Origin of the sequence: Sphingomonas sp. KC8, from assembly GCF_002151445.1 — a bacterium.
In the GTDB taxonomy this organism is placed as follows: Bacteria; Pseudomonadota; Alphaproteobacteria; order Sphingomonadales; family Sphingomonadaceae; genus Sphingomonas_E.
Genome location: NZ_CP016306.1, coordinates 1,458,245 through 1,482,034 on the forward strand (window position 1 = coordinate 1,458,245; position 23,790 = coordinate 1,482,034).

At 64.4% G+C, this 23,790-nt stretch carries 24 protein-coding genes; 11 read left to right on the top strand and 13 right to left on the bottom strand.

Going from position 1 to position 23,790, the window contains the following annotated elements:
* Positions 1 to 80: 80 nt before the first annotated feature.
* Both rplM and rpsI read left to right on the top strand, forming a co-directional pair.
* Entirely contained in the window at positions 81 to 560 is a 480-nt protein-coding gene (gene rplM / locus KC8_RS06850) for a 50S ribosomal protein L13 (protein ID WP_029624888.1), read from the top strand.
* The gene (rpsI, locus tag KC8_RS06855) at positions 560 to 1,105 is read left to right on the top strand and encodes a 30S ribosomal protein S9 (protein ID WP_010127974.1); all 546 of its coding nucleotides are present in this window, start codon (positions 560 to 562) and stop codon (positions 1,103 to 1,105) included. The genes rplM and rpsI overlap by 1 nt, the downstream gene beginning before the upstream one ends.
* 71 nt (positions 1,106 to 1,176) lie before the next feature.
* On the opposite strand, the gene KC8_RS06860 is transcribed toward rpsI, so the two are convergent.
* Both KC8_RS06860 and KC8_RS06865 read right to left on the bottom strand, forming a co-directional pair.
* Positions 1,177 to 1,923, bottom strand: coding sequence for a metallophosphoesterase family protein (locus tag KC8_RS06860; RefSeq protein ID WP_010127973.1), 747 nt, complete (start codon positions 1,921 to 1,923; stop codon positions 1,177 to 1,179).
* Positions 1,924 to 1,958: 35 nt separating this feature from the next.
* The gene (locus KC8_RS06865; RefSeq protein WP_010127972.1) at positions 1,959 to 2,783 is read right to left on the bottom strand and encodes an SDR family NAD(P)-dependent oxidoreductase; all 825 of its coding nucleotides are present in this window, start codon (positions 2,781 to 2,783) and stop codon (positions 1,959 to 1,961) included.
* Between the two features lie 191 nt (positions 2,784 to 2,974).
* Here KC8_RS06865 and KC8_RS06870 point away from each other — a divergent pair, with 191 nt between their 5' ends.
* Positions 2,975 to 3,328, top strand: a complete 354-nt coding sequence (locus KC8_RS06870) for a hypothetical protein (protein ID WP_029624887.1) — start codon at positions 2,975 to 2,977, stop codon at positions 3,326 to 3,328.
* A 9-nt stretch (positions 3,329 to 3,337) separates the two neighbouring features.
* On the opposite strand, the gene KC8_RS06875 is transcribed toward KC8_RS06870, so the two are convergent.
* Positions 3,338 to 3,745 (bottom strand): ATP-binding protein, encoded by a 408-nt coding sequence (locus KC8_RS06875; protein WP_010127969.1) that lies wholly within the window; start codon positions 3,743 to 3,745, stop codon positions 3,338 to 3,340.
* Positions 3,746 to 3,784: 39 nt separating this feature from the next.
* On the opposite strand from KC8_RS06875, the gene KC8_RS06880 reads away from it, so the two are divergent.
* Positions 3,785 to 4,216, top strand: coding sequence for a FecR family protein (locus KC8_RS06880; RefSeq protein WP_010127968.1), 432 nt, complete (start codon positions 3,785 to 3,787; stop codon positions 4,214 to 4,216).
* Complete coding sequence (locus KC8_RS06885; protein WP_010127967.1) at positions 4,213 to 4,824, top strand: OmpA family protein; 612 nt, start codon at positions 4,213 to 4,215, stop codon at positions 4,822 to 4,824. The genes KC8_RS06880 and KC8_RS06885 overlap by 4 nt, the downstream gene beginning before the upstream one ends.
* A 7-nt stretch (positions 4,825 to 4,831) precedes the next feature.
* Here the strand turns inward: KC8_RS06885 and KC8_RS06890 are convergent, their stop codons facing one another.
* From KC8_RS06890 to KC8_RS06915, 6 genes are all read right to left on the bottom strand, one after another.
* Positions 4,832 to 6,931: a CHASE2 domain-containing protein gene (locus KC8_RS06890; protein ID WP_029624886.1), complete on the bottom strand. Its 2,100-nt coding sequence runs from the start codon at positions 6,929 to 6,931 to the stop codon at positions 4,832 to 4,834.
* A gap of 4 nt (positions 6,932 to 6,935) precedes the next feature.
* Positions 6,936 to 7,898 carry an MBL fold metallo-hydrolase gene (locus KC8_RS06895; protein ID WP_010127965.1) on the bottom strand — a complete coding sequence of 321 codons (963 nt, stop codon included), beginning with the start codon at positions 7,896 to 7,898 and terminating at the stop codon, positions 6,936 to 6,938.
* A 22-nt stretch (positions 7,899 to 7,920) separates the two neighbouring features.
* Positions 7,921 to 8,253 (bottom strand): STAS domain-containing protein, encoded by a 333-nt coding sequence (locus tag KC8_RS06900; RefSeq protein WP_010127964.1) that lies wholly within the window; start codon positions 8,251 to 8,253, stop codon positions 7,921 to 7,923.
* Positions 8,254 to 8,364: 111 nt separating this feature from the next.
* Positions 8,365 to 9,528 carry an aminotransferase gene (locus KC8_RS06905; protein WP_010127962.1) on the bottom strand — a complete coding sequence of 388 codons (1,164 nt, stop codon included), beginning with the start codon at positions 9,526 to 9,528 and terminating at the stop codon, positions 8,365 to 8,367.
* Between the two features lie 353 nt (positions 9,529 to 9,881).
* Complete coding sequence (locus KC8_RS06910) at positions 9,882 to 11,051, bottom strand: nucleotide disphospho-sugar-binding domain-containing protein (protein WP_010127961.1); 1,170 nt, start codon at positions 11,049 to 11,051, stop codon at positions 9,882 to 9,884.
* An 8-nt stretch (positions 11,052 to 11,059) separates the two neighbouring features.
* Positions 11,060 to 11,818, bottom strand: a complete 759-nt coding sequence (locus KC8_RS06915; protein ID WP_086495678.1) for a competence/damage-inducible protein A — start codon at positions 11,816 to 11,818, stop codon at positions 11,060 to 11,062.
* Positions 11,819 to 11,909: 91 nt separating this feature from the next.
* On the opposite strand from KC8_RS06915, the gene map reads away from it, so the two are divergent.
* Positions 11,910 to 12,737: a type I methionyl aminopeptidase gene (gene map, locus KC8_RS06920; protein WP_010127959.1), complete on the top strand. Its 828-nt coding sequence runs from the start codon at positions 11,910 to 11,912 to the stop codon at positions 12,735 to 12,737.
* Positions 12,738 to 12,906: 169 nt separating this feature from the next.
* Here the strand turns inward: map and KC8_RS06925 are convergent, their stop codons facing one another.
* The gene (locus KC8_RS06925; protein ID WP_010127958.1) at positions 12,907 to 13,578 is read right to left on the bottom strand and encodes an endonuclease V; all 672 of its coding nucleotides are present in this window, start codon (positions 13,576 to 13,578) and stop codon (positions 12,907 to 12,909) included.
* Positions 13,579 to 13,797: 219 nt separating this feature from the next.
* Here KC8_RS06925 and KC8_RS06930 point away from each other — a divergent pair, with 219 nt between their 5' ends.
* Together KC8_RS06930 and glnA are read left to right on the top strand one after the other, a co-directional pair.
* On the top strand, positions 13,798 to 14,136 hold the full coding sequence (locus KC8_RS06930) for a P-II family nitrogen regulator (protein ID WP_010127957.1): 339 nt from the start codon (positions 13,798 to 13,800) through the stop codon (positions 14,134 to 14,136).
* A 73-nt stretch (positions 14,137 to 14,209) separates the two neighbouring features.
* Positions 14,210 to 15,622 (top strand): type I glutamate--ammonia ligase, encoded by a 1,413-nt coding sequence (glnA, locus tag KC8_RS06935; protein WP_010127956.1) that lies wholly within the window; start codon positions 14,210 to 14,212, stop codon positions 15,620 to 15,622.
* Positions 15,623 to 15,729: 107 nt separating this feature from the next.
* Here glnA and KC8_RS06940 read toward each other — a convergent pair whose 3' ends face one another.
* From KC8_RS06940 to KC8_RS06950, 3 genes are all read right to left on the bottom strand, one after another.
* Positions 15,730 to 17,217, bottom strand: a complete 1,488-nt coding sequence (locus KC8_RS06940) for a hypothetical protein (RefSeq protein WP_138956808.1) — start codon at positions 17,215 to 17,217, stop codon at positions 15,730 to 15,732.
* 329 nt (positions 17,218 to 17,546) lie between these two features.
* A complete protein-coding gene (locus KC8_RS06945) occupies positions 17,547 to 19,697 on the bottom strand; it encodes a TonB-dependent receptor (RefSeq protein ID WP_232455651.1) in 2,151 nt (716 codons plus the stop codon).
* A gap of 391 nt (positions 19,698 to 20,088) precedes the next feature.
* Entirely contained in the window at positions 20,089 to 20,748 is a 660-nt protein-coding gene (locus KC8_RS06950) for a TetR/AcrR family transcriptional regulator (RefSeq protein WP_083831323.1), read from the bottom strand.
* A 178-nt stretch (positions 20,749 to 20,926) separates the two neighbouring features.
* Between KC8_RS06950 and trhO the strand changes: the two genes are divergently transcribed.
* The 3 genes from trhO to KC8_RS06965 all read left to right on the top strand — a co-directional run bounded on the left by trhO (position 20,927) and on the right by KC8_RS06965 (position 23,783).
* Entirely contained in the window at positions 20,927 to 21,883 is a 957-nt protein-coding gene (trhO, locus tag KC8_RS06955) for an oxygen-dependent tRNA uridine(34) hydroxylase TrhO (protein ID WP_010127950.1), read from the top strand.
* Complete coding sequence (locus KC8_RS06960) at positions 21,834 to 22,514, top strand: glutathione S-transferase (RefSeq protein ID WP_010127947.1); 681 nt, start codon at positions 21,834 to 21,836, stop codon at positions 22,512 to 22,514. The genes trhO and KC8_RS06960 overlap by 50 nt, the downstream gene beginning before the upstream one ends.
* 66 nt (positions 22,515 to 22,580) lie before the next feature.
* On the top strand, positions 22,581 to 23,783 hold the full coding sequence (locus tag KC8_RS06965) for an aminotransferase class I/II-fold pyridoxal phosphate-dependent enzyme (protein WP_083831321.1): 1,203 nt from the start codon (positions 22,581 to 22,583) through the stop codon (positions 23,781 to 23,783).
* The last annotated feature ends 7 nt before the right edge of the window (positions 23,784 to 23,790 follow it).

Below are 23,790 nucleotides of genomic sequence, written 5' to 3' on the forward strand. Positions count from 1 at the left end.
CCCCCTCACCGCCATTAGCGCCATCGTCTGCGCCGCTCCCCGTTGGGCGGCGTGCTTTGTTTTCGAAAAGGTCCGAGCACATGAAAGCGCTCATGAAGACCACCAAGTCGGCAACGCCGTACACGGTGGAAAAGAAGTGGCTGCTGATCGACGCCGAAGGGCTCGTCGTCGGCCGCGTCGCCAGCATCATCGCCAACATCCTGCGCGGCAAGCACAAGCCGAGCTTCACCCCGCACATCGATTGCGGTGACAATGTCATCGTCATCAACGCGGACAAGGTGCGCTTCACCGGCAAGAAGCTGGGCCAGAAGGTCTATTACCGCCACACCGGTTACGCCGGCGGTATCAAGGGCGTCACCGCCGCCAAGGTTCTCGAAGGCCGCTTCCCGGAGCGCGTTCTCGAAAAGGCCGTTGAGCGCATGATCCCCCGTGGTCCGCTCGGTCGCCAGCAGATGCGCAACCTGCGTATCTTCAACGGCACCGAACATGCCCATGGCGCGCAGAACCCCGAAGTCCTCGACGTCGCGTCGATGAACCGCAAGAACAAGGTGGGCGCATAATGTCCGACAATCGCCAGTCTCTCGCCGATCTCGCGGCCCTGGCCAGCGCCGCGCCGGCTCCGGCAGCCGCTGCCCCCGACACCACCGAAGCGGCTGCCGCCGCGCCGATCGCTCCGGCTCAGCCGACCACGCCGCTGCGTGAACAGCAGATCGACGCGCAGGGCCGCGCTTACGCCACCGGCCGCCGCAAGGACGCCGTGGCCCGCGTGTGGATCAAGCCGGGCACCGGCAAGATCACCATCAACGGCCGCGATCAGGAAGTGTATTTCGCACGCCCGACGCTGCGTCTCGTCATCAACCAGCCGTTCGGCGTTGCCGAGCGTGAAGGCCAGTATGACGTGATCTGCACCGTCAAGGGCGGCGGTCTTTCCGGTCAGGCCGGCGCGGTCAAGCATGGCATCAGCCAGGCGCTCACCCGCTACGAACCGATCCTGCGCAGCCCGGTCAAGGCCGCTGGCTTCTTGACCCGCGACAGCCGCGCGGTCGAACGTAAGAAGTACGGCAAGGCGAAGGCCCGTCGTAGCTTCCAGTTCTCGAAGCGCTAAGACACCAGGCCATCCGGCTTACGCAAAGGGCGTCCCGCAAGGGGCGCCCTTTTTGTTTGGGCGCGCGCATGTCAGCCGGCGGTTCGCACGCACACATCCAGTTCACCGCCGGTGATGCGCAATTCGTTGAACGACGGTGGGGCCGCGCGCAGCCGTTGCGAAAGCGTGCCCGCGCCGACCACGCGGATCGGGCCGCCGGCGGTTTCGATCATGGCGTCGAACGGATCATGGACATGGCCGCTCAGCACCACGTCCGCGCCGGCCGCAGCCATCGCCGCCAGCGCTTTTTCCCCACGCAGCGTTTCGCCCGTCAGCCTTCCGCCATCGGCCGCATCGGCGCCGATCAGCGGGTGGTGGCAGGCGATGATGGCCAGGTGATCGAACGGGCACGCACTCAGCCGATCCACCGCTTCGGCCAGGGCACGACGGCGCACCACGCCCCATGACCAGTTGAACCGCCATTGCGCCCGCGTCGTCGTCCGCAGGGGAATCAGGGAAATGCCCGGCAGGTCCAGCGGCCGTTCGAGCATGCGCTGCAATTGTTCATAGCGCTGATAGGGCGCGGTGATCCGCGCGATCGGATTGAAATAGGGCAGATCATGATTGCCCGGCTCGATCGACACCGGAACATTCAGCGCGCGCAGCCAATCGGCGGCGGCTTCATACTCGCGCGATCGGGCGCGCATCGTGAGATCGCCGGTGATGATCACCGCGTCGGGCTGCTCGGCGCGCACGCAATCGGCGAACCACGCGATGGCGGCCGCATCCTCCCGCCCGAAATGGAGGTCCGAAACATGAAACAAGCGGGTGGCGGCCATGGATTACCAAAGCCGCCAGGCCCCGCCTTGTTCCATCAGCCGTCGACGGGATCGCCCCCGTTCCACGAAAAGCTGGGGGTACGCCGTTCGAGGATCGTTTCCACGCGCGCCTTGAACATCGGGTCCAGCGCTTCCGGCTGCGGCACGATCCAGAATTGCCCTTCGGCCAGCGCCTCATACACCTTGTCGGCGAACGGCGCGGATTCGAGGCCATAGGTGTCGAGCATGTGGCGCAGTTCCTTGACGAAACCTTCGGCCGCCGGATTGGCGATTTCGCCGAACGGATTGTCGAAGATCGCCGTCTTCACCGGCCCCGGTGCGAGCAGGCTGACGCCCACCGGCGCGCCGATCATCACCAGTTCGGCATGCAGCGATTCGGTGATCGCCACGGCCGCCGCCTTGGTGACGCTGTAGGGCGCCATCAGCGGGCTGGCCGCAAAACCGCCGATCGACGCGGTGTTGATCACATGGCCCCGCCCCTGCGCGATCATCCGCGGCACGAACGAACGGATACCGTGGAGGATGCCCTTCAGGTTGACGTTGATCGACGCATCCCAGCGCGCGGGTTCGATTTCCCACACATAGCCCGTCGCCATGATCCCGGCATTGTTGAACAGCAGGTCGACCCCGCCAAACGCATCCCACGCCGCATCCGCCAGCGCGGACACCGATGCCGGATCGGCAACGTCGGTCGGCACCGCGATCGCGCCGTCGAGCGATGCGGCCAGCGCGGCAAGCGCGGCGGCGTCGCGATCGGCCAGAACCAGTTTCAGCCCGCGCGCATGGCCGCGTTCCGCCAGCCCGCGGCCGATGCCGCTGGCAGCACCCGTGATAACGGCGACCTTGCCTGCAAAATCCATGTCCATGCTCTCCTGTCGAACGATCCGGCACGTTAGTCGACCGGCCGACGACAAGCGCCGTCCAAATGGACATGGCATTGCGCCAGGCCAAAACGGCAATGGGTGTGGCCGGCATCACAGCGCGTCAGGCGCCGGCGATGCATCCCTTGCCTTAAGGAATATGCGAAGCAGCCGTGAGACAGGAGCGCATGATGAGCCGGATGCCAGCCAGCGACAGTTTCGACCGCAAGGTCATGATCGCCGATGCGCCGCTGGTCGCCTTCTCGGCGCTCGAATGGACAGTGGTGACGATCGCCCTGCGCGAAGCCGCCCACTGGGGTGGGGGCCGGGTGCAAGCGGCAACGCGCTGGCGGCAGGTGATGGGCTGGTTCACCGGGCAGGAAAGCGTCCGCCCGCTTGCCGATCCCCGTCTGGAAGCGCTGCGCAGCTTCGTCTGCGCGGTGCGCAGCGGCCACCGCATGGCGGAACGGTGCGCGGCCCGGCTGGTCGAATTTGGCTTCGATGGTAATCAGATCAGCGCCGTCCGCACGCTTGCCGCGCGCTGACGCCGCCGATCATTCGGGCAGTTCGATCAGCAGATGGTTGCGCGCGCCGCGGCGTTCGTACGACAGGATTTCCGCCCAGGCGCGGATCAGGGCGATCCCTGCCCCGCCCCCGCGTTCGGGGGGCAGTTCACCGGCCATATCCGCCGAACGCGGATCGAAGAACGCACCGCCGTCGATCACGCCAAGGCGCAATCCGCGCGCGGTGCGGGCAAAAGTCAGTTCGATCGGGTCATCCGTCGGCGGCCGGCCATGGTCGACGATATTGCATATGATTTCCTCGACGATGATCGCCAGATGCGCGCCGGTTTCGTCCTTGCATCCGGCAAGCAACAGAAATTGCCGCGTGGCGGCCAGCGCCTTTGCCGCCGCATCCGGCCCCGCCGGCACACAAATCGCCAGATTGTCGCATCCCGCCATCAGGCCTATTCTAGGCCAGATACTGCTGGGGGAAAGCCAATGATTCGCCGCGGTCTGATCACCTTTGCGCTGATGCTTGCGATGGCCACCCCGGCACTTGCCGAAATCGGCCGGGTCAAGCGCGTCGTCGGGCAGGCGTGGATCGAACGTGCCGGCCAGCGGGTGGCGCCCGCACCCGGCATCCCCCTGCTGAAGGGCGATACGCTGGTCACCGGTCGCGATGGCCGGCTGGCGATCACCTTCATCGACAATAGCCGCTTTTCCGCCGGGCCGGGATCGCGGATCGCGCTGTCCGATTTCCGGTTCGATGATACCACGCACAAGGGGGCATTCATCACCAGGGTCGATCGCGGATCGCTTGCCGTGGTGTCGGGGCAGATCGCCAAGGAAGATCCCAAAGCGATGCAGGTCCGCACGCCGACATCCTTGCTCGGCGTGCGCGGCACCCGGTTCGTGGTGATGGTCCCTTGATCCGTCTGGTTCCCGCGTTTGCGATCACCGCCTTGCTGTCTGCCTGTGCAACGCCATCGCTGCTGCTGCTCGACGGTGAAACGGATGCAGCCACCGGGCAGCCTGCCAGAACCGGCGCGGTCGCGGTGATCGACGAAACGACCGGCAGTGATCGTGCGCTGATCGATCAGGCGAACAGCCGGTCGCGCCTCGGATCGGGCACGATCCGTCCACGCGTGGTCGATCCGGCGCAACTGTCCGCCGAAGAACGCGCGCTGATCGATGGGCTGCCCGCGCAGGTGAAAAGCTTCACGCTCTATTTTCTGGAGGATTCGACCGATCTGGCGCCAGGATCGGACGAAGTGTTGCGCGCCCTGTTCGCCGAAATCGCCGGCCGGCCGGGCGCGGACGTCCAGATCATCGGCCACACCGATACGCTGGGGGCGCCCGACGATAATGATCGCCTGTCGCTGGAACGGGCACGGCAGATCCGCGAAGTGCTGGTAGCGCGGGGGCTGGATGCCGCATCCACCCGCGCCGCCGGCCGGGGCGAACGCGATCTGCTGGTAGCGACCGACGATGCCGTGCGCGAAGGCCGAAACCGCCGCGTCGAAGTGCTGGTCCGTTAGCGCGGTTTCAAGCCGGCCGGTAACGCAGCGCGAATACGGTAAAATCGTCGCTGGGTTCGCCCCCGGCTTCAAAGCTGCGCACCGCGCGCAGCAATGCTTCGGCAGCCTCGATCGCCGGGCGATCCGCACTCCAGGCGGCCAGCGTCTCGCGCAATCGGGGATGGCCAAAGAAATCGCCGGCCGGGTTCTGCGCCTCGGTCACGCCATCGGTGACGATCACCAGCCGTTCGCCGGGGGCAAGGCGGATCGTCTCGACCGGATAGGGGAACCCGTCGACCGCGCACAGCGGCGGCCCGCCATCGAGCATGATTTCCTCGATCCGCCCGTCTTTGCCGGCCCGCAATGGATTTTCATGTCCGGCGTTGCACAGTTGCACATCGCCGGTTTCGGTATCGAGAATGCCGACCAGCATCGTCACGAACATGTCCTGCCCGTTGTCGCGCGCAATTTCATCGTTCAGGCCGCTCATCGCCGCGCCCAGATCGGCCGGCCCCTGCCGCAGCACGCTGCAGGCCAGCGCCTTGGACAAGGCCATGAACAAGGCCGCCGGCACGCCCTTTCCGGTGACGTCCCCGATCAGGAAACAGATGCGCCGGTCGTCGATCCGGATTGCATCGAAAAAATCACCGCCCACCGAACGCGCCGGTTCCAGCAGCCCCGCCAGATCGACGGCGGGATGCAGGCCCGTCATGCGTTCGCGCGGGGGCAACATGCCGCGCTGGATCTCCCGCGCGGCATCCAGTTCGCCCGCCGCCTTCGCCGCGCTCAGCCGTTCGGCATGGAGTGCGGCTTCCAGCCGCTGCTGCGCGCGGCCGCCTTCGATGAACAGGGTGATCAGCAGGCCGCCACCGGCCGCCGCCGCAATCAGGATCGGCCGTACCGGATCAAGCAGCAGCCCGCTTGTGCGAAAGGCGGCCCAGCTGGCCAGTGCAACCGCCAGTGCCGCACCCACAGGAATGATCGCCGCCCATGGCAGGCGCAATCGCGGCATCAGCCACAAGGACAGCAGCGCCAGCGCGATGCCGGCCGCACTTTCCCACGCCAGCGCCAGGGTGGGCCGCACCAGCGCATCGCCCGCCAGGATCGCGTTGACCGCGCGGGCCTGCACATAGACGCCGTAGGTTTCGTCCTCGATCGGCGTCGTCACCACGTCCGCCGTTCCGGCGGCGGCAAGGCCGATCAGCACGATCTTGCCTTTGAAGCGATCGGGGGCGCTGCCCTGCTGGAACACAAGATGCGCCGACGTCACCGAACTGGGTGGCAGCGGGCCGAAACGCGGGCGCATTCGTCCATCGGGCGCCACGGGAATGCGGATGTCGCCCAGCCGGATCGCGCTGAGGCTGCCCCCGGCAACCACCGGATCAACCTGCGTTATGCCCCGGCCGACGCGCGCCAGTTCGAACGCAAATCCCGGTGTCGCCACCCCGCCGACATTGGCTGCCAGCAGGACGCGGCGAACGACGCCATCGCCATCGGGTGATCCGTTGATCAGGCCATGCCCCGCCGCCACATCGTCCAGATCGGCGATATTGGCCAGCGCGCGGGGAAAAGTGTCGACGCTGGCTGGCAGGGGTGCGGAAAATTGCGCCTCGACCGGCAACAGGCCCGCATCGGTGGCGGCCGCGGCCTCATAATCGGTGCTGCCCTTGGCCAGCCCGGCGCGCGCCAGCACGACCGGATAGCGGCCGATGACCTGTGCGAACAGCGCATCCATCGACGGCAAGGCCGCGATATGGCGCCCGGCTGCTTCATCCAGTTCGGGATAAAGCGCCGCGAACCGATCCGGATTGTAGCGATCGGGTTCGGGGAACGGCATGTCAAAGCCGATCGCGGCCGCGCCACTTTGCCCGATGCGCTCGGCCAGCCGCGCCAGCGTGTAACGCGGCCATGGCCAGGGGCCGATCGCGGCCAGGCTTTCCGGATCGATCAGCACGACATGCGCCACCGGATGCGCGGTGCTGGCGGGCGCCCAGCGTTGATACTGATCGAACAGCCGTTCGCTCCCGCCCGGCCCGGCCAGCAGCAACAGCAAGGCCATCAGCGCCGCTGCTACCAGCCCGATGCCCCGCGCGCGAACCAGCGGGGTGCGCGCGGGGTGCGCACGCACGGGATCAGAGCGCGACTTCAAGCCCGTCATAGGCGCACAGCACGTCCAGCCTGGGCCGGTCGCCCCGGTTCAGTTCCTCGAACCGGATCGATTCGCGGTGCATCCGTTCGATATCCTCGTCGCCATAAGTCGGCTCGTGGTGGAACAGGGCCAGCCGTTTGGCCCCGGCCGCCTGGCACAGGTCGACGGCGACAATGTTGCTGGAATGGCCCCAGTCTGCCTTGATCGACACGCTTTCGGCCAGCGAATACATCGTGTCGCAGATGCACAGATCGGCGTTGCGGAAGAACGCCTCGAACGCCTGTTCATTTTCCATATCGTCGATGCGATGTTCGGCATCGGTGCTGAAACAGACCGCCTTGCCGCCGCCTTCGAACCGATAGCCATAGGATGCGTGCGAGTGATATTGCTCGATCAACTGCACCGTCATGCCTGCGATGTCGTAGCGCTGGCCGGGCACGAGCGTGCGGAACGTGATCGCCGCGCGCAGCCCGTCGAACGGCACGGGAAAGGATATTTCCTCCTGCTGGCGGCGCAGCGCCTGTTCGGCATCGGGATGGCCGGAATGGATGATGATCCGGGCGCCCGGATCAAAGGCCGGCCCGAAGAACGGGAACCCCATGATATGGTCCCAATGCAGGTGCGACAGGAAGAAATTATATTCGCGCGGTTTGCCGGCCGCACAGCGCGCGAAGGCGTCGATGCCCAGTTCGCGCAGGCCCGATCCCATGTCGCAAATGACAAAACTGTCGTCGCCACCTTCGATTTCGACGCAGGTGGTGGCCCCGCCATATGTGTGCGCGGCGGAAAAATCGGGCAATGACGCGATATAAGCCCGCGCCTCGGCCTCATCGGCGAAACGCTGCCCGCCGGCTGCGACCAGCGCACGGGCGATCTTGCGTTCGATCGTCGCGGCGCGGGCCGCAACGGGAAGCGATCCACGCGTGCCCCAGAATCGAACCAGCATCCCTTGCTCCCCCAATCCGGCGTCAGCCCGCCGCTTCGATCGACGCCGTTACCTGGAAAATCTTGTCGTAGCGGCTGATCGCCAGAATCTCGCGCATCCGATCGTTCGGGCGGGCCAGCAGCATCGCCACGGACCGGGCATCGGCCTCGCGTTTGCCGATCGTCAGCGCGCGCAGGCCGCGCGACGACATATAATCCACCCCGGCCAGGTCGAGCACGAAGCGATGGCCCGCATCACCCGCGACAGCGATGGTTTCGGTCATCCGCGCAAGGAACAGTTCCCACGTTTCCTCGTCCACCCGGCCTTGCGGGCAGCCGATCGTCGCATCCGCGATACTGCTGGTCGACCAGTCCATTTCGCCGCGATACTCCCCACCCGCCGCTTATTGCTGTCCCACACCCCAACATTACCCTGAAAATCGACGATGACGACACGGAAAGCGACCCCGGCACAATCGCTTTCTGTCTCAATCCGCTACGAACAGGGCACGGGCGGCGGCCATGCGATCGATCCCCGCATCGATCGTCGCATCCTGCTTGGCGAAACACAGGCGCACGACACTGCGAACGGCATCTTCGGCGTAGAAAGCGGAAACCGGGATGGTGGCGATGCCCGCCTCGCGCACCGCCATCTCGGCAAAGGTCACATCGTCGGTGGCAATTCCCGACGCCGTCAGATCAACCGACAGGAAATAGGTGCCGGCCGATGGCAGCACCGCATAGCCCGCCTGCGCCAGCCCCGCCGCCAGCCGATCGCGCGAACGGGCATAGCCGGCGCGCATTTCCGCGAAATAACCGTCGGGCAGGCCCAGCCCGTGCGCTGCGGCCAGCTGCAGATTGGGTGGCGTGGTGAAGGTCAGGAACTGGTGCGCCTTGGCCAGCACCCGGCTCAGCCCCGGTGCCGCGCACATCCACCCCACCTTCCACCCGGTGAGCGAGAATATCTTGCCGGCGGAACCGATCTTCACCGTCCGTTCGCGCATCCCCGGCAAGGTCATCAACGGAATATGCTTCCGGCCGTCGAACACCAGATGCTCCCACACCTCGTCGCTGATCGCGACGGCATCATGGGCAACGATCCGTTTCGCCAGCAGCGCCAGCGATTGCGCGTCGAACAGGCTGGCAGACGGGTTGATCGGGTTGTTCAGGATCACCAGCCGCGTCTTGGGGGTGAAGGCCGCATCCAGCATCGCGGCGTCGATCCGCCAGTCGGGCGGGGCAAGCCTGGCGAAACGGGGCACGCCACCCGCGCGCAGCACCAGCGGCAGATAGGCGTCGTACATCGGCTGGATCAGCAGCACTTCATCGCCGGGCCGCACCAAAGCGAAGATCGCCGCAGCCAGCGCTTCGGTCGCCCCCGACGTCACCGTCACCTCGGTCGCCCAGTCGAGGTCGACATCCTGATGGCGGCGATAATGGTCGGCCACCGCGCGGCGCAGTTCGGGCAGGCCGACCATCGGCGGATATTGGTTCGATCCCTCGCGCAGCGCCGTCACCGCCGCCTCGATCACCGATTCAGGGCCGCGCGCGTCGGGAAATCCCTGCCCCAGGTTGATCGCCCCCAGATCCCGCGCGAGGCCGGACATCACCTCGAAGATGGTCGTCGGCATTTCGGCGTAAAGCGGGTTCATCCCCCAGCGATACTCCAACCTCCATCCTGCGGAAAGGACGCGCTCGCCGGTTAAAGTTTCGCTTGGTGGGTCGATAGGTTTTCGGGGCTGCGCTTTAATCTCTACTGATTTAGTAGTGTTTATCGAAGGGAGGACGCCATGCCAGACGATAACAGCGAAGACCGCGAGCGGGATGATCCCCCGCCGCTGACACCCGACGAATTCTGGGCGCGCATCGAAGCACCGCTGCGCTGACCGCCACGAACCTGCCGGCACGGAAGCCCCCTCTTCCTGCTGGTCGGCGGGACCGATCCCCCTCTCCGATCGAATCCCTAGAACTGGGCCCGGCCGTCTTCAGATGGTCGGGCCTTCTTTTATGCGGCGAGCAGTTCGTCCACCGCATCGGCCGTCGCCTGCGCGCACGGCACAGCGGCCCGCGCGCGAAAACCGGGGGCCGCGGCGATCGCGCGGGCGGCCAGCGCGTCATCGGCAAAGGCCTTGATCAACAGCGCCGCGATCGCGGCTCGGTCCATCCCGGCGAGTTCGACGCGCAGGCCCAGCCCTGCCTCCTCCAGCGCGGCGGCCGTCATCCGCTTTTCGATATCGAAGGGGAAAATCATCTGCGGTACCCCCGCGCACAAGGCCGCCGAAGCCAGCCCCAGCCCGCCATAGCCGATGATCATCCGTGATCGTTCGGCGATACGCGCGAACGGCACCCGCTGCCGTTCGAAGGTAAGGCCCGCGCGTTCCAGAATGGCGATATCGGCCTCGGCGATCAGGGGATCGTGCAGCCGCACCGGCAGGCCACATCCCGCCAGCCCGCCCAATAAGCCTTCCAGGCCCGGCCGCTGCCCGTTGAGGTAGACGAACACTTCCTCGCCGCGTCCGTCGGCGATGGCGGCGCCCTCCGTCATGTGCGGCGACGCATAATCGCCCGCCGGACGCCAGGGGCGATACGGATCGAGTTCGCGAAACGCCTGCACCAGCGTGCGATCGGCGTGGAAGATCGCCGGCAGCGCGCCGATCGCCGGCAGCCCCGCCACGGCCAACTCGCGATTAAGATGGGCAAGCGCCCGGCGCTCATCCTGCACGGCTCCTGCGCCGGTCAGGCTGGGAAAGGCGGGCAACGTCGCAGGCGGCAGGCCAAAGCCCGATCCGATGGCCAGCAGCGGCGCCCGCCCCCGCGCCGCCAGCATCAGCGCCGGGGCAAATTCGGCGATGACGGCGTCGGGCCGAACGGCCGCAAAAATGGCCTCCCAACCGCGCAGCAGCCCCGAAACCGCCCCCGGCTCCATCAGGCCGAGCGCCACGAGGATATCGCCATAGGTGGACGGGCTGGCCGTCGCATTGCGCCTGCGGGTCGTGATCAGCGCCGGCCATAACGGCGCCTGCCATAGCGGATAGTCCGCCGGCATCGCGCCGGTCTGCTGCACCGCCAATATCGGTTCATGCCCGCGCCGGCGCAGTTCGGCGGCGATATCGATCAGCTTCAGGGTGTGGCCGCTGCCCGATCCCAATTCCCAGCCGATCAGGATCCGCGCCATCCCAGCGCCTAGATGCCGTCGGCGAAAACTTCGCGGCCCGCCGCCCGCAACCGCGCCGCCAGATCGTCGACACACCCATCCAGCCGCACCGGATCGGTCGACCGGATGACGAAGTTCGCGCCCACCGTGCCATCGCGGAAGAACGGATAACTGCCGATCTGGCAGCCATCATGCGCGGCTTCGGTATCGCCCAGCAGATCGGCGACTTCGCTTTCCTGCACCCAGCAGCCCAAGGTGCGCGACAGCATCGGCTTGCCGCCGTCCAGCTGGCCACTCAGCGCCTCCAGCATCAGCGCCGCGATATGCGGCACGCCGGCCATGATGATGATGTTGTCGACCCGGATGCCCGGCGCGCCCGACATGCGGTTTTCGATCAGTTCGGCGCCATCGGGCACGCGCGCCATGCGCAGCCGCGCCTCGGTCAGCCCGCCGCGCGTGGCGTAATAGCCTTCCAGCACCGCGCGCGCCTTGGGGTGGATGATCACGTCCCGGCCAAGGGCAGCCGCGATCGCGTCGACGGTGATGTCGTCATGCGTCGGCCCGATGCCGCCGGTGGTGAACAGATAATCGTTGCGCGCGCGCAATTCATTGACTGCCGCGACGATCGCGGCGGTATCATCGGCGACGACGCGCACTTCGGCCAGGCGGATGCCCTGCTCGTTCAGCCACAGCGCCACCTGCGCAATATTCTTGTCCTGCGTCCTGCCCGATAGAATCTCGTCGCCAATGACGATCAGGGCGGCTGTCCAGATGCGATCTTCGCTCATCGCCAGGGGCATAGAACAACTCGCGCGTCGGGGGGAAATGCTTTCGCCAACCTGCCTCGCAAAAGCGGCCTTGCCTTGCTATATGGCCGCCATGGACAGCTATGTGAACGTGAAGGACGGCGATACCGTCACGCGCAACGGCGCGATCAAGCTCTACGGCCCCGACGGTTTCGAAGGGATGCGCCGCGCCGGCCGGCTCGCCGCGGAAATCCTCGATGCGGTCGTGCCGCACGTCCGTCCCGGTGTTACGACGGCGGAAATTGACGACATCGTTCGCCAGATGACGCTGGCCGGCGGCGGGGTTCCCGCGACACTTGGCTATCGCGGCTACACGCATAGCTGCTGCATCAGCATCAACCATGTCGTCTGCCACGGCATTCCCAGCGCCAAGACGCTCAAGGACGGCGATATCGTCAATATCGACGTGACCCCGCTGCTCGATGGCTGGCATGGCGATTCCAGCCGGATGTATCTGGTCGGCGACGTGCCGATCAAGGCGCGCCGGCTGGTCGACGTCACCTATGAATCGCTGATGCTCGGCATTGCGCAGGCCAAGCCCGGCAATCGGCTGGGCGATATCAGCCACGCGATCCAGAGCCATGCGGAAAAGCATCGCTACGGCGTCGTCCGCGATTTCTGTGGCCACGGTCTTGGCCGCGTGTTCCATGATGCGCCCGAAGTGGTGCATGTCGGCCGCCCCGGCACCGGGCCGGAACTGCGCCCCGGCATGTTCTTCACGATCGAACCGATGATCAACATCGGCCGTCCCGACGTGAAGGTGCTCGATGATGGCTGGACGGCGGTGACGCGCGATCGTTCGCTGTCCGCGCAGTTCGAACATTCGATCGGCATCACCGAAGACGGCTGCGAAATTTTCACGGCCAGCCCCACCGGCCAGCACGCCCCGCCCTACGCCTGAGAGATGGGCGGACAAGCGCCGCCAGCATTCATTCTCGACCGTCACCCTGAACTTGTTTCAGGGTCCATCTCGCCACGGGTGCGCGCTAACTAATCGCGTTTCACCTGCCGCAGGATGGATGCTGAAACAAGTTCGGCATGACGGGAAGGCGGCAAACCGCCCCGCGGCCTCATCCCTGCCCGTCAAACGCACGCCGCGCGGCATTGGCGGCATCGTGCGCCAGCCGGATCGGCACCGGCAATCGGCGGCCGTCGCACAGGCGCAGCACCCATGCGACCGCGCTGTCCAGCGACAGGCGATGGCCGACACTCACATAAATGGGCGCGGCCCTTGGCCGGGTGCGCAGCGCGATCGCAATCACCTCGCCCCGGTCCACCACCGCCGCGCGGTCGCCCGGTTGCGGTCCCACTGCACCCGCCACCGCGCCGCACAGCAGCGATTTGGCGCAACCGATGGTGGGGACATCCAGCATCACCCCCAGATGGCTGGCCACGCCCGCACGCCGGGGATGCGCCCGCCCCTGCCCGTCGACCAGGATCAGGTCGGGCTTGCCCGCCAGCCGGTCCCACGCCGCCGCCAGCACGGGGGCTTCGCGAAACCCCAGATAGCCGGGCACATAGGGAAAGGCCGGAATCATCGTCGCGGTGGCGGGCGCGCCATCGACGGGGGCGATCGCGGCATGGATCGGGCCGCGGCTGTCGCGCCATTTCATCGATACGTCGGCCCCGGCGATGTGCTGCACCGGGCCGATCCGGTCGGCCGTCTCCGCCAGTTCGCCGATCCGTCGCTGGACGGCGGTTGCCTCGCGCAGCGTCTCCACCACCAGCCATTCGCGACTCACCCCTGTGCCTCCCGGCCGAATCGGCCCTGCAACTTAGTCCCGTATCGGCCATTTTTTGGCACGAAGTCTGCCCAAGATTCGGGCATATTTTTGCCTCCTGCCGCTTCTTGCGGCAACGCGGCGAAAGTCGAACGCGGATTCGTGGCCAATTCTTGCGCCGCACCATTTGGCACGCTTATTGAAGAACGCGCGTCAGCGTTCGAGCGGGAGGGAGCGCCCATGAAGAAAATCGAAGCGATCATCAAACCGTTCAAGCTGGACGAAGTGAAGGAGGCCCTCCACGAGGTTGGGGTGTCTGGTATCACCGTCACCGAAGCCAAGGGGTTCGGCCGGCAGAAGGGGCATACCGAACTGTATCGGGGTGCCGAATATGTCGTCGATTTCCTGCCGAAGGTGAAGCTTGAGGTGGTGGTCGACGACGACCTCGCCGAACGCGTGGTGGAAGCCATCGCCAATGCCGCCCAGACGGGCCGGATCGGTGACGGCAAGATCTTCGTGATCCCGGTGGAAAGCGCCCTGCGCATCCGCACCGGGGAGAAGGGCGCCGACGCGATCTGATCGCGCGGGGCCGCAATATCCGCGGGCCGCAAACCCGCCACACTCTAGGGATTTCATCGGAAGGCGAAGAGACATGGCCAATAAGGCTTCTGACGTTCTGAAACTCATCAAGGACAAGGAGATCGAGTGGGTCGACCTCCGCTTCACCGACCCGAAGGGCAAGTGGCAGCACCTCACCATGGTTTCCAGCGTCGTCACCGACGATGAGCTGACCGACGGCTTCATGTTCGACGGTTCGTCGATCGAAGGCTGGAAGGCGATCAACGAAAGCGACATGATCCTCAAGCCGGATCTGGACGCGATCTGGATCGATCCGTTCTCGGCGACGCCGATGCTGATCCTGGTGTGCGACGTCGTCGAACCGTCGACCGGCGAACTCTATGCCCGCGATCCGCGTTCGACCGCGAAGCGCGCCGAAGCGTTCCTGAAGTCGACCGGCATCGGCGACACCGTTTATGTCGGCCCCGAAGCCGAATTTTTCATGTTCGACGATGTTCGCTTCGAAAACAGCTATTCGACCAGCTATTACAAGATCGACGACATCGAACTGCCGGGCAACACCGGCCGCGAATATGAAGGCGGCAACCTCGGCCACCGTCCGCGCGCCAAGGGCGGCTATTTCCCGGTCGCGCCGGTCGACAGCGCCGTCGACATCCGTGGCGAAATGGTTTCGACCATGCTCGAAATGGGCCTGCCCTGCGACAAGCATCACCACGAAGTGGCCGCAGCCCAGCACGAACTGGGCCTCACCTTCGGCACGCTGGTGACGACTGCGGATCGCATGCAGATCTACAAATATGTCGTCCATCAGGTCGCCCAGGCTTATGGCAAGACCGCGACGTTCATGCCCAAGCCGATCAAGGAAGATAACGGTTCGGGGATGCACACGCACTTCTCGATCTGGAACGGCAAGGAACCGCTGTTCGCGGGCAATGGCTATGCCGGCCTGTCGGATATGTGCCTGTACTTCATCGGCGGCGTGATCAAGCATGCCAAGGCGCTCAATGCCTTCACCAACCCGACCACCAACAGCTACAAGCGTCTGGTGCCGGGCTATGAAGCGCCGGTGCTGCTCGCTTATTCGTCGCGCAACCGTTCGGCTTCGTGCCGCATCCCGTACGGCACCGGCGCGAAGTCCAAGCGCGTCGAATTCCGTTTCCCCGATGCGATGGCCAATCCGTATCTCTGCTACGCAGCGCTGCTGATGGCCGGCCTCGACGGGATCGAAAACAAGATCCATCCGGGCGAAGCGATGGACAAGAACCTGTACGATCTTCCGCCGGAAGAACTGAAGGAAGTGCCCACCGTCTGCGCCTCGCTGCGTGAAGCGCTGGAAGAACTCCAGAAGGACACCGCCTTCCTCACCAAGGGCGGCGTGTTCAGCGACGATCAGATCGCGGCCTATATCGATATCAAGTGGGCCGAAGTCGCGCGTTGGGAAATGACCCCCAGCCCGGTCGAATATGACATGTACTATTCGTCGTAAGGCCAGCCGGCCGGCGCTGCCTTAACGGGTGGCCCGGCCTGCCGGACAAGGCGAAATCGAAAAACGCCCCCGCCGATCCGTTCGGCGGGGGCGTTTTCGTCGGGGCGTCAGTTCCGCGGTGCCGGACGGACCTGCAACAGCCCGCGCTGCACCCCGACATACAGGTCTCCATTGGGCGCGATCGACAGCGACGCCCAATTATTGTCGAACGCGCGGCCCCGCCCGGTCGGCACCTTCAGCACCTGTTTTCCGGTACGAAAATCCAGTCCGACGACCGACCAGTCCTGCCCGCCATCGGGTGCCGGATCGAAGCTGTAATAATAAGCGATGCCATTGGCCCGCGACAGCTTGGCCACCACCGACGGCACCTTGAGCGGGGATGTCCACACCATGTCGCAACCCGATTCATCGGGCCGGATATCGACACGGGTGACGCCCCCGGCAATCGCCCCCCAATCCTTCTGCGCGAACGCGCTGGCATAACCCGCATTATTTTCCAGCAGGATCGACCGGCCGATGCCGATCATCGAATTGTCCGTGGCGCTGGCCCCTTGGGCAAACATCGGCACGCGGCAGATTTCGCGCCGCTCGCCCGCTGCCAGCGCACCACGGCGCAGCACGATCAGGTTGATCCGGCCATCCGCATTGTCGGTAAAGGTGATGTAGCTATCGCCCAGCAAGGTCGGCGTCGTCCCGCTTCCGCGATTGATCGATCCCACCTTGGTTTGCGTCCCGCGATCATAAGGGTGGCGCCACAGGATGCGCGGCTTGCCATCAGCGCCCGCCGTAAAGGCATATTGGGCCTGGTCGGTGATGATATAGACCGCCTTGTCATCGACCGCGAAGGCGTTCTGGATCTCTTCGCCCGGCAACAGGATATGGCCGGCAACGCCATTGTCGGGCACCAGCGTGCCAACCCGGCCATACCGCGTCACCCACCAATAACGCCCCTGCATATCGGGCATGATCGTGGTCAGCATGTCGCACGCGCCGGTCGGGAACCAATTGTCATAGTTCAGGCAGTCATGCGGGACATGGGCCTTCATGGCCCATCGCCCATCCACGACGAATTGCCACCGCCCGTTCACCTGCCGGGTCGCGATCCGCTGGATGATCTGATGGCTGTCGGCCAGCACCACACGATCACGATTGTCGAGGAACAGATAGGCCCCGCCCGACGTGTCGCTCATCACCACGGACAGATCGCGCTGCACCAGTGCCTGAAACGTGCTGGGCCGCATCGGCAATTCATAGCTGGCGAGCATGGCCAGGCTATCGGGATCGAGCAGGACGAGGCGAAAGCCGGTAAGGCCCCCGCACATCGCGATCGGCTTGCCATCGCTGCGATAGGCGAACGTGGCGCATTGCCGGATCAGGCCATTGCCCGCGCGCCGCGAACGAACCTGATAGGCCAGCCCCATCGGCCCGGACGCGGGATGCACGTCCGATTGAAATCCATCGCCGTGCATGGTGCCATTGCCCACGGGCGCGAGCCAGGGGTGTGGCGCGATCATGCCTTCCACCGGCTGCGGCTGATAGGCTGCATCCCACCACGCCGCCGCATTGGAACCGCCGGGCAGTGGCGTAGCCGCCACATTTTCACGATCAAATTGGCCCCACGCCAAAAGGCTCGCAACCAGCAGAAGGCCAACGATTCCAAGGCTTGTCAGGACATGTTTCACAGCAGACCCTCAGCAGCGCTATCGACGGCCGACGTTAGTGAATAGCATTCACTTTTATGTCAAACGCAAGATTGCGGTGCCGGAATGAACTGATCCTGATCGGCGCATTCCCAATGTGCCAACGGCCCGGTGTCGATCACCGGGCCGTTGTTGAAAAGGCTGGCAAACGGTCTGCCCCCCCCCCATCGATTACTCTATTCCGGCCCGCGCCAATCCAATCGAATCGACACGGGCCGGCCTGTTCAAAACTTCATGCTGACATCGACACCCATGCTGCGCGGTTCGCCCATCATGGCCGCACCGACATCGCCCAGCGCGAAGAAGTTCGCATAATAATTGGTATTGGTCAGGTTGCGCCCCCAGATGGCGATCCGCAGCCCTTCGATGCCGCCGGCGTCACTCAAACCCAGACGCCCGTTGAGCAATCCGTAAGAATGGGTGACGACCCTGGGATCGGTGGTCAGGCCGAAATACTTGTCCTGCCAGGCATAGTTCAGGTTCGCCTCGATGATCCCAGCATCCGTTGGCTGGGATTTGTAATCCGCATTCAGGGTAAAGCTGTTCTTCGGCGCATGGGTGAAACGGAAGGTCGATGCGATATCCGTGCCCGTCAGGTCGATGACCTCCTTGAACTTCGGATCGACATAGCCGTAGCTGGCGCCCAGCGTCATCCCGTCGAACAGCAAGGCGGTGATATCCGCCTCAAAGCCCTGGGTGCGTGCCTTGCCGGCGTTCAGAACGTCGAACACGCGCGGATTGAACGGATCGAAGATGTTGGTCTGAATGTCCTTATAATCGCTGTAATAAGCCGCGATGTTGAATCGGATACGGCGATCGAAGAACTCCGATTTCAGGCCGGCTTCGTAGGAGACAAGCGTTTCCGGGCCAAAGCCGGCGGCAAAACGCGCCGGGGTTGTCGCGGTCGGATTGAAGCCGCCGGTCTTATATCCCTTCGATGCTTTGGCATAAATGTTCACATCATCGTTAATGTCGAACTGCACCGTGGCTGTCGGGCTGAAATCCTTGAAGTTCCTCTTGCCCGCCGCGTCGAGAATAACGATGGCGGTGCCCCCAGGCGGTGTACGCGTCGAATAGACGTCGGCGGCGCGTTCATCTTTGGACCAGCGAGCACCGACCGTGATGTGCAGCCGCTCATCAAGAAAGTTGGGCGTCCAGGTTGCCTGGCCGAAAACGGCATAGGCCTTGTTGTTCCAGTGCGCCCTGCGGGGATTTAGGCCGGATGGCATGTTGGACAGGTCGAGGCTGTCGCCGGATTCGCTGAAATAATACAGCCCGCCGACATATTTCAGCGCCCCATCGGCAACATCGCCAATGAACTGCAATTCTTCGCTGAACTGGTGCTGATCCGTGGTGTTGACGTTGTTGAACGGCAGGAATGGCCGCACCGGCCCCGGATTATAGACCTGGTTCGTGTTGTCGCGCAGCTTGCGATAGCCCGTGATCGACTTGATCGTAAGGGCATCGCCAAGATCATAGCTGACCGTCAGGTTATGGCCCTGCACCCGTGTCGAACCCGGCCGCAATGCGACGGCGCCCGAACTGCCGCTACGCTGTCTTGCGCCCTTGGCCGGATAGAAAGGCACGGCCTGGATGAACGGCGACGTGTCCTCAAGCCACGACGAATCATAGGTATAGCGCGCTTCCAGCGCATCCGTTGCCTGCCACAGCAGCGCCCCGCGAATGGCGTTGCGGTCGACTGTGCCGAAATATTTGGCCCCCGCACCGAGATTGCGGACGAAGCCGTTCTTCTTCGCGCGGACATAGGTCAGTTCCGCAGCCAGCGTATCGCCGATCGGAATGTTGATCGAGGTACGCGACCGGAATTCATTGCGGCTGCCAATCGTAAAGCTCTGCTGCGCGCCAAATTCACCCAGTTCGGGCGCCCGGCTGATGAAGTTGATCGCACCGGCCGTCGCGTTGCGGCCGTACAGCGTGCCCTGCGGACCGCGCAGCACTTCCACCCGCTCCAGTTCGGCCAGTTCGTTGGCCAAGCCCTGCCCCTTGCTGACATAGACGCCGTCCACATAGACCGCGACCGGGCTATCGCGCGTTTGCGTCGCCGAAGGCTCGCCGATGCCGCGCACCGTCACGCGCAAGGTCGTGCCCGTGTTCGGGTGCGGCGAAACCTGCATATTGGGGATCGCGGACGTCAGATCCGCGAGCGAAACGACCCGCTTGCTTTCCAGCGATGTCGCATCAAGCGCCGAAATCGAAATCGGCGTGTCCTGCAGGCTTTCGGCACGTTTTTGCGCGGTAACGACGATATCGGCCAGCCCCTGGCTGGTTGTTGCCGCCGAACCGTCGGCCTGCTGGGCGAAAGCCGGTCCGCCGATCGCAGACGTCGCAAGCAATATTAGAGAAACCCGTTTCAACTCCATCTCCCCGATCGAATTTCTATGAATTCGTATCGGCGTTGAATGCTGCCCGGCCTCGTATGCGGGCCAGATCATGACGTTCAACGCCGTGGCCGGATGCGCGGTGCGCTGTCCGATCCACCGCGAGAGTGGCACAAATTAACCAGCGCGCAAGTTGGTTTTTTGAAATGCGCATTTATCTTATGACGCAAAACAATGATTTCTATTAGGTTTCAGTGGGTTTCATGGCCGCATCGGCAACGACGAATCATCTGATCAGTCATTTTTCTGCCGGATTTTCAAATCGGGCAACCGGCCGACGCCCCCCGCGTCCATCGAAGACAGCATAGGGCGACGCCGCCGCAATCAGGGTCGCAGGCGCCTCAACAAACCAGTGGCCAACGCCGCCTCATTGCACGTCAAGCACCGCCCGCGCGGTTTTGCGCAGCACCGTCTTGAACATGGCGACTTCGGCGGGATCATCGGGCCGATAGGGGCGATCGCTACCCAATTGCCCGGGATTGCAGACATAATGCAAAATGCTGCCGCTGAGCAGATTGACCAGATACATCGAACTGACATCACCGAAGCGGCCGGACGCAATACCGTCGGCGATCACCGCGCGAAACAGGTGCAGTGCATCGGTTGAATATTGCCCTTTTTCGCCGTCCGCTCCCGTTGCATCCGCGCACGCACGCAGGATCAATCGCGCAGCGGTCGGGCGGGCCACCATGAAATCCAGCCACACCTCGACCAGCAGCATCAACCTTTCCCAGGGATCGGTCGCCCCTTCCAAACGGACTTTGGTCAGATGGACCAGGCTGGCCTGAATGTCCCGGTTCAGTTCGTCGAACAGGTTCCGCTTGCTCGGAAAATGGTAAAAGATCGCCGCCTGCTTGATGCCCACTTCTTCGGCAATCATGTCCAGCCGCGCGGCGTCGAAGCCCACTTCGGCAAAGCTGATTTCAGCGGCTTCAAGGATATTGCGGCGGGTCGCCTGACCTTTGCTAAGTTTTCGCGGGGCGGAACCAGCGCTGGCCAGCTTGTCGGATTGCATAGGCTGCGACATGGCATTTGCCGCACATCCCGTCAATTCAGCTAGGCGGCGGGATAACGCCTCGGATCCTATAGTCCGCCACCATAATTACCATAAGGCACTACCCGCCGGCCGAACACTGGCCGAACGCGGCGGATATCGCTAAAGGCCGTGCTCGCGCGCATGCGCCTGCAACCGGATTTGCCCAGACGTGACCAAAGCCAGCCTGCCGATATGCGTTGCGGCGCTCTATCGATTCACCCCCTTTGCCGATGGCGAGAAAATTCAAGGGCCGCTGGCGCAGCTATGCTGCGCGCTTGGCGTGAAAGGCACGCTGCTGATCGCGTCGGAAGGGATCAACGGCACGATCGCCGGCTCGGATGTCGCGATCGATCAGGTGCTGGCGCATATTCGCCAGTTGCCCGGCTGCGCGGATCTCGATGTCAAGCTGTCGCGCGCCGAAACGCTGCCCTTCCACCGCATGAAGGTACGGCTCAAGCGCGAAATCGTGACGATGGGCGAACCGGACATCGATCCGCTCACCGACGTCGGCCATTATGTCGAACCGGAAGACTGGAACGCGCTGATCGATCGCCCCGATACGATCGTCATCGACACGCGCAATGATTATGAAGTGGCCGCCGGCACCTTCGCCGGCGCGATCAATCCGCAAACCAAGACTTTCCGTGATTTTCCGGCATGGTTCCGCGCCGAACGCGAACGGCTGCTGGGCGATGGGCCGCCGCCGAAGATCGCGATGTTCTGCACCGGCGGCATACGCTGCGAAAAATCCACCGCCTTCCTCAAGGCCGAAGGGCTGGACGAGGTGTATCACCTGAAGGGCGGGATCCTGCGCTATCTGGAAACGGTTCCGGTGGAAGACAGCCGGTGGAATGGCGAATGTTTCGTGTTCGATCAGCGCGTGACGGTGACGCATGGTCTGGAAATCGGCAGCCACGAGCTTTGCCACGCCTGCCGGCGGCCGGTGAGCGAAGCCGATCGCGCATCCCCGCATTACAGGGTCGGGGTCAGTTGCGCCGCCTGCCATGACGAGCGCAGCGACGCCCAGCGCGCGGGCTATGCCGAACGCCACCGGCAGGAACATCTGGCGGCATCCCGTGGCGAAGCGCATATCGGCGCGGCGCGCGCCCAGCCCCGTGACGACTGATCCGATCCTCTACAGTTTCCGGCGCTGCCCTTATGCGATGCGCGCGCGGCTGGCCCTGCTTGCGAGCGGCGTGATCTGCGAAATCCGCGAGGTGAAGCTTTCCGCCAAGCCGGCCGATATGATCGCAGTGTCGCCCAAAGGGACGGTGCCGGTGCTGATCCTGCCTGATGGCGGCGTGATCGATGAAAGCATTGATATCATGCGCTGGGCGCTCGGCCAGCATGATCCCGAACATTGGCTCGACCATGATGATGCAGCCCTGATCGCGGCCAATGACGGGCCGTTCAAGCACCATCTGGATCGCTACAAATATCCCGATCGCCACGCCTCGGATCCCGCCGCGCACCGTGCCGCCGGCCTGGCGCTGCTGGTCGTGCTCGATCAAAGGCTGGCCTTGAACGCCAACCTGTGCGGCGCGGCGCGCGGGCTGACCGATATGGCCATCATGCCCTTCGTGCGCCAGTTTGCTGCAACCGATCGCGCGTGGTTCGATGCCCAGCCGCTGCCGCATTTGCAAAGCTGGCTGGCACGCCATGTCGGCTCGCCCCTGTTCGAAACGGCGATGATCCGCCTGCACCCATGGCACCCGGGCGATGCGCCGATATTGTTCCCGCCGGCCGGTTCCGCCTGAACCCTTTCGCCACGCTATGTCGCATCCACGTTGCGCCCGATCGCCTGGCCCCCTAGCTGAACCGATATGCTAGCCCAGATCGATCCGTTCCACGCCATCGCCATCAGCCGCGTCGCCCATCGCCTTGCCGCCGAAGGGCGATCGATCATCCATATGGAGTTCGGCCAGCCGTCGACCGGTGCGCCGGCCGCCGCCATTGCTGCGGCCCACCATGTGCTGGACACCGATGGCATGGGCTATTGGGAAAGCCCGCGCCTGAAGGAACGCATCGCGCGGCATTATCAGGATGCTTATGGCGTCGCGGTCGATCCCGAACAGATATTGCTCACCTGCGGCGCATCGCCCGCGCTGGTGCTCGCTTTATCCTGCCTGTTCGAACCCGGCGCCCGTGTCGCCATCGCCCGCCCCGGCTATGTCGCCTATCGCAACACGCTGAAGGCGCTTTATCTCGAACCGGTCGAACTGCCGTGCGGGCCGGCCGAACGCTTTCAGGTGACGGCCGCGGCCCTCGCCAAACTCGATCCTGCACCCGATGGCCTGATCGTCGCCAGCCCCGCCAACCCGACCGGCACGATCATCGACGACGCTGAAATGGCGGCGATCGCCGACGTGTGCCGCGAACGCGGCATCCGCATCGTCTCCGATGAAATCTACCATGGGCTAAGCTATGTCGGCACGCCCCGGTCCATGCTTCAGGACAATCCCGACGCGTTGATCGTCAACAGTTTCTCCAAATATTTCAGCATGGCCGGCTGGCGGCTCGGCTGGCTGGTGGTGCCCACCAACCTCATCGATGTGGCGCGCGCGCGGATGGGCAACCTGTTCCTCACCCCCCCGTCGCTGGCGCAACATGCCGGGCTGATCGCGTTCGATTGCCGCGATGAACTGGACGGCCATGTCGCCACCTATGCCCATAATCGCGCCCTGCTGCTGGCAGCGCTGCCCACAATGGGCCTGCACAGCTTCGCGCCGCCCGATGGTGCCTTCTACATCTATGCCGATGTCGACCACCTGACCCGGGACAGCATCGCCCTGTGCGAAGAATTGCTGCTGGAAACCGGCGTCGCCACCGCGCCGGGGCTGGATTTCGATCCGGTCGAAGGCGGGCATTTCATCCGCTTCAGCTTCGCGGTGTCGACCGATCGGGTGCAGGACGCGATCGCGCGGATGACGCCGTGGTTTCTGGCAAAAACGGGAACAGCGGATAAAGTGGCCGGCCGCGCCAGCATCGCACCGGCGATCGCCATCACGCACCCCGCCCGGGATTAGGGACGGC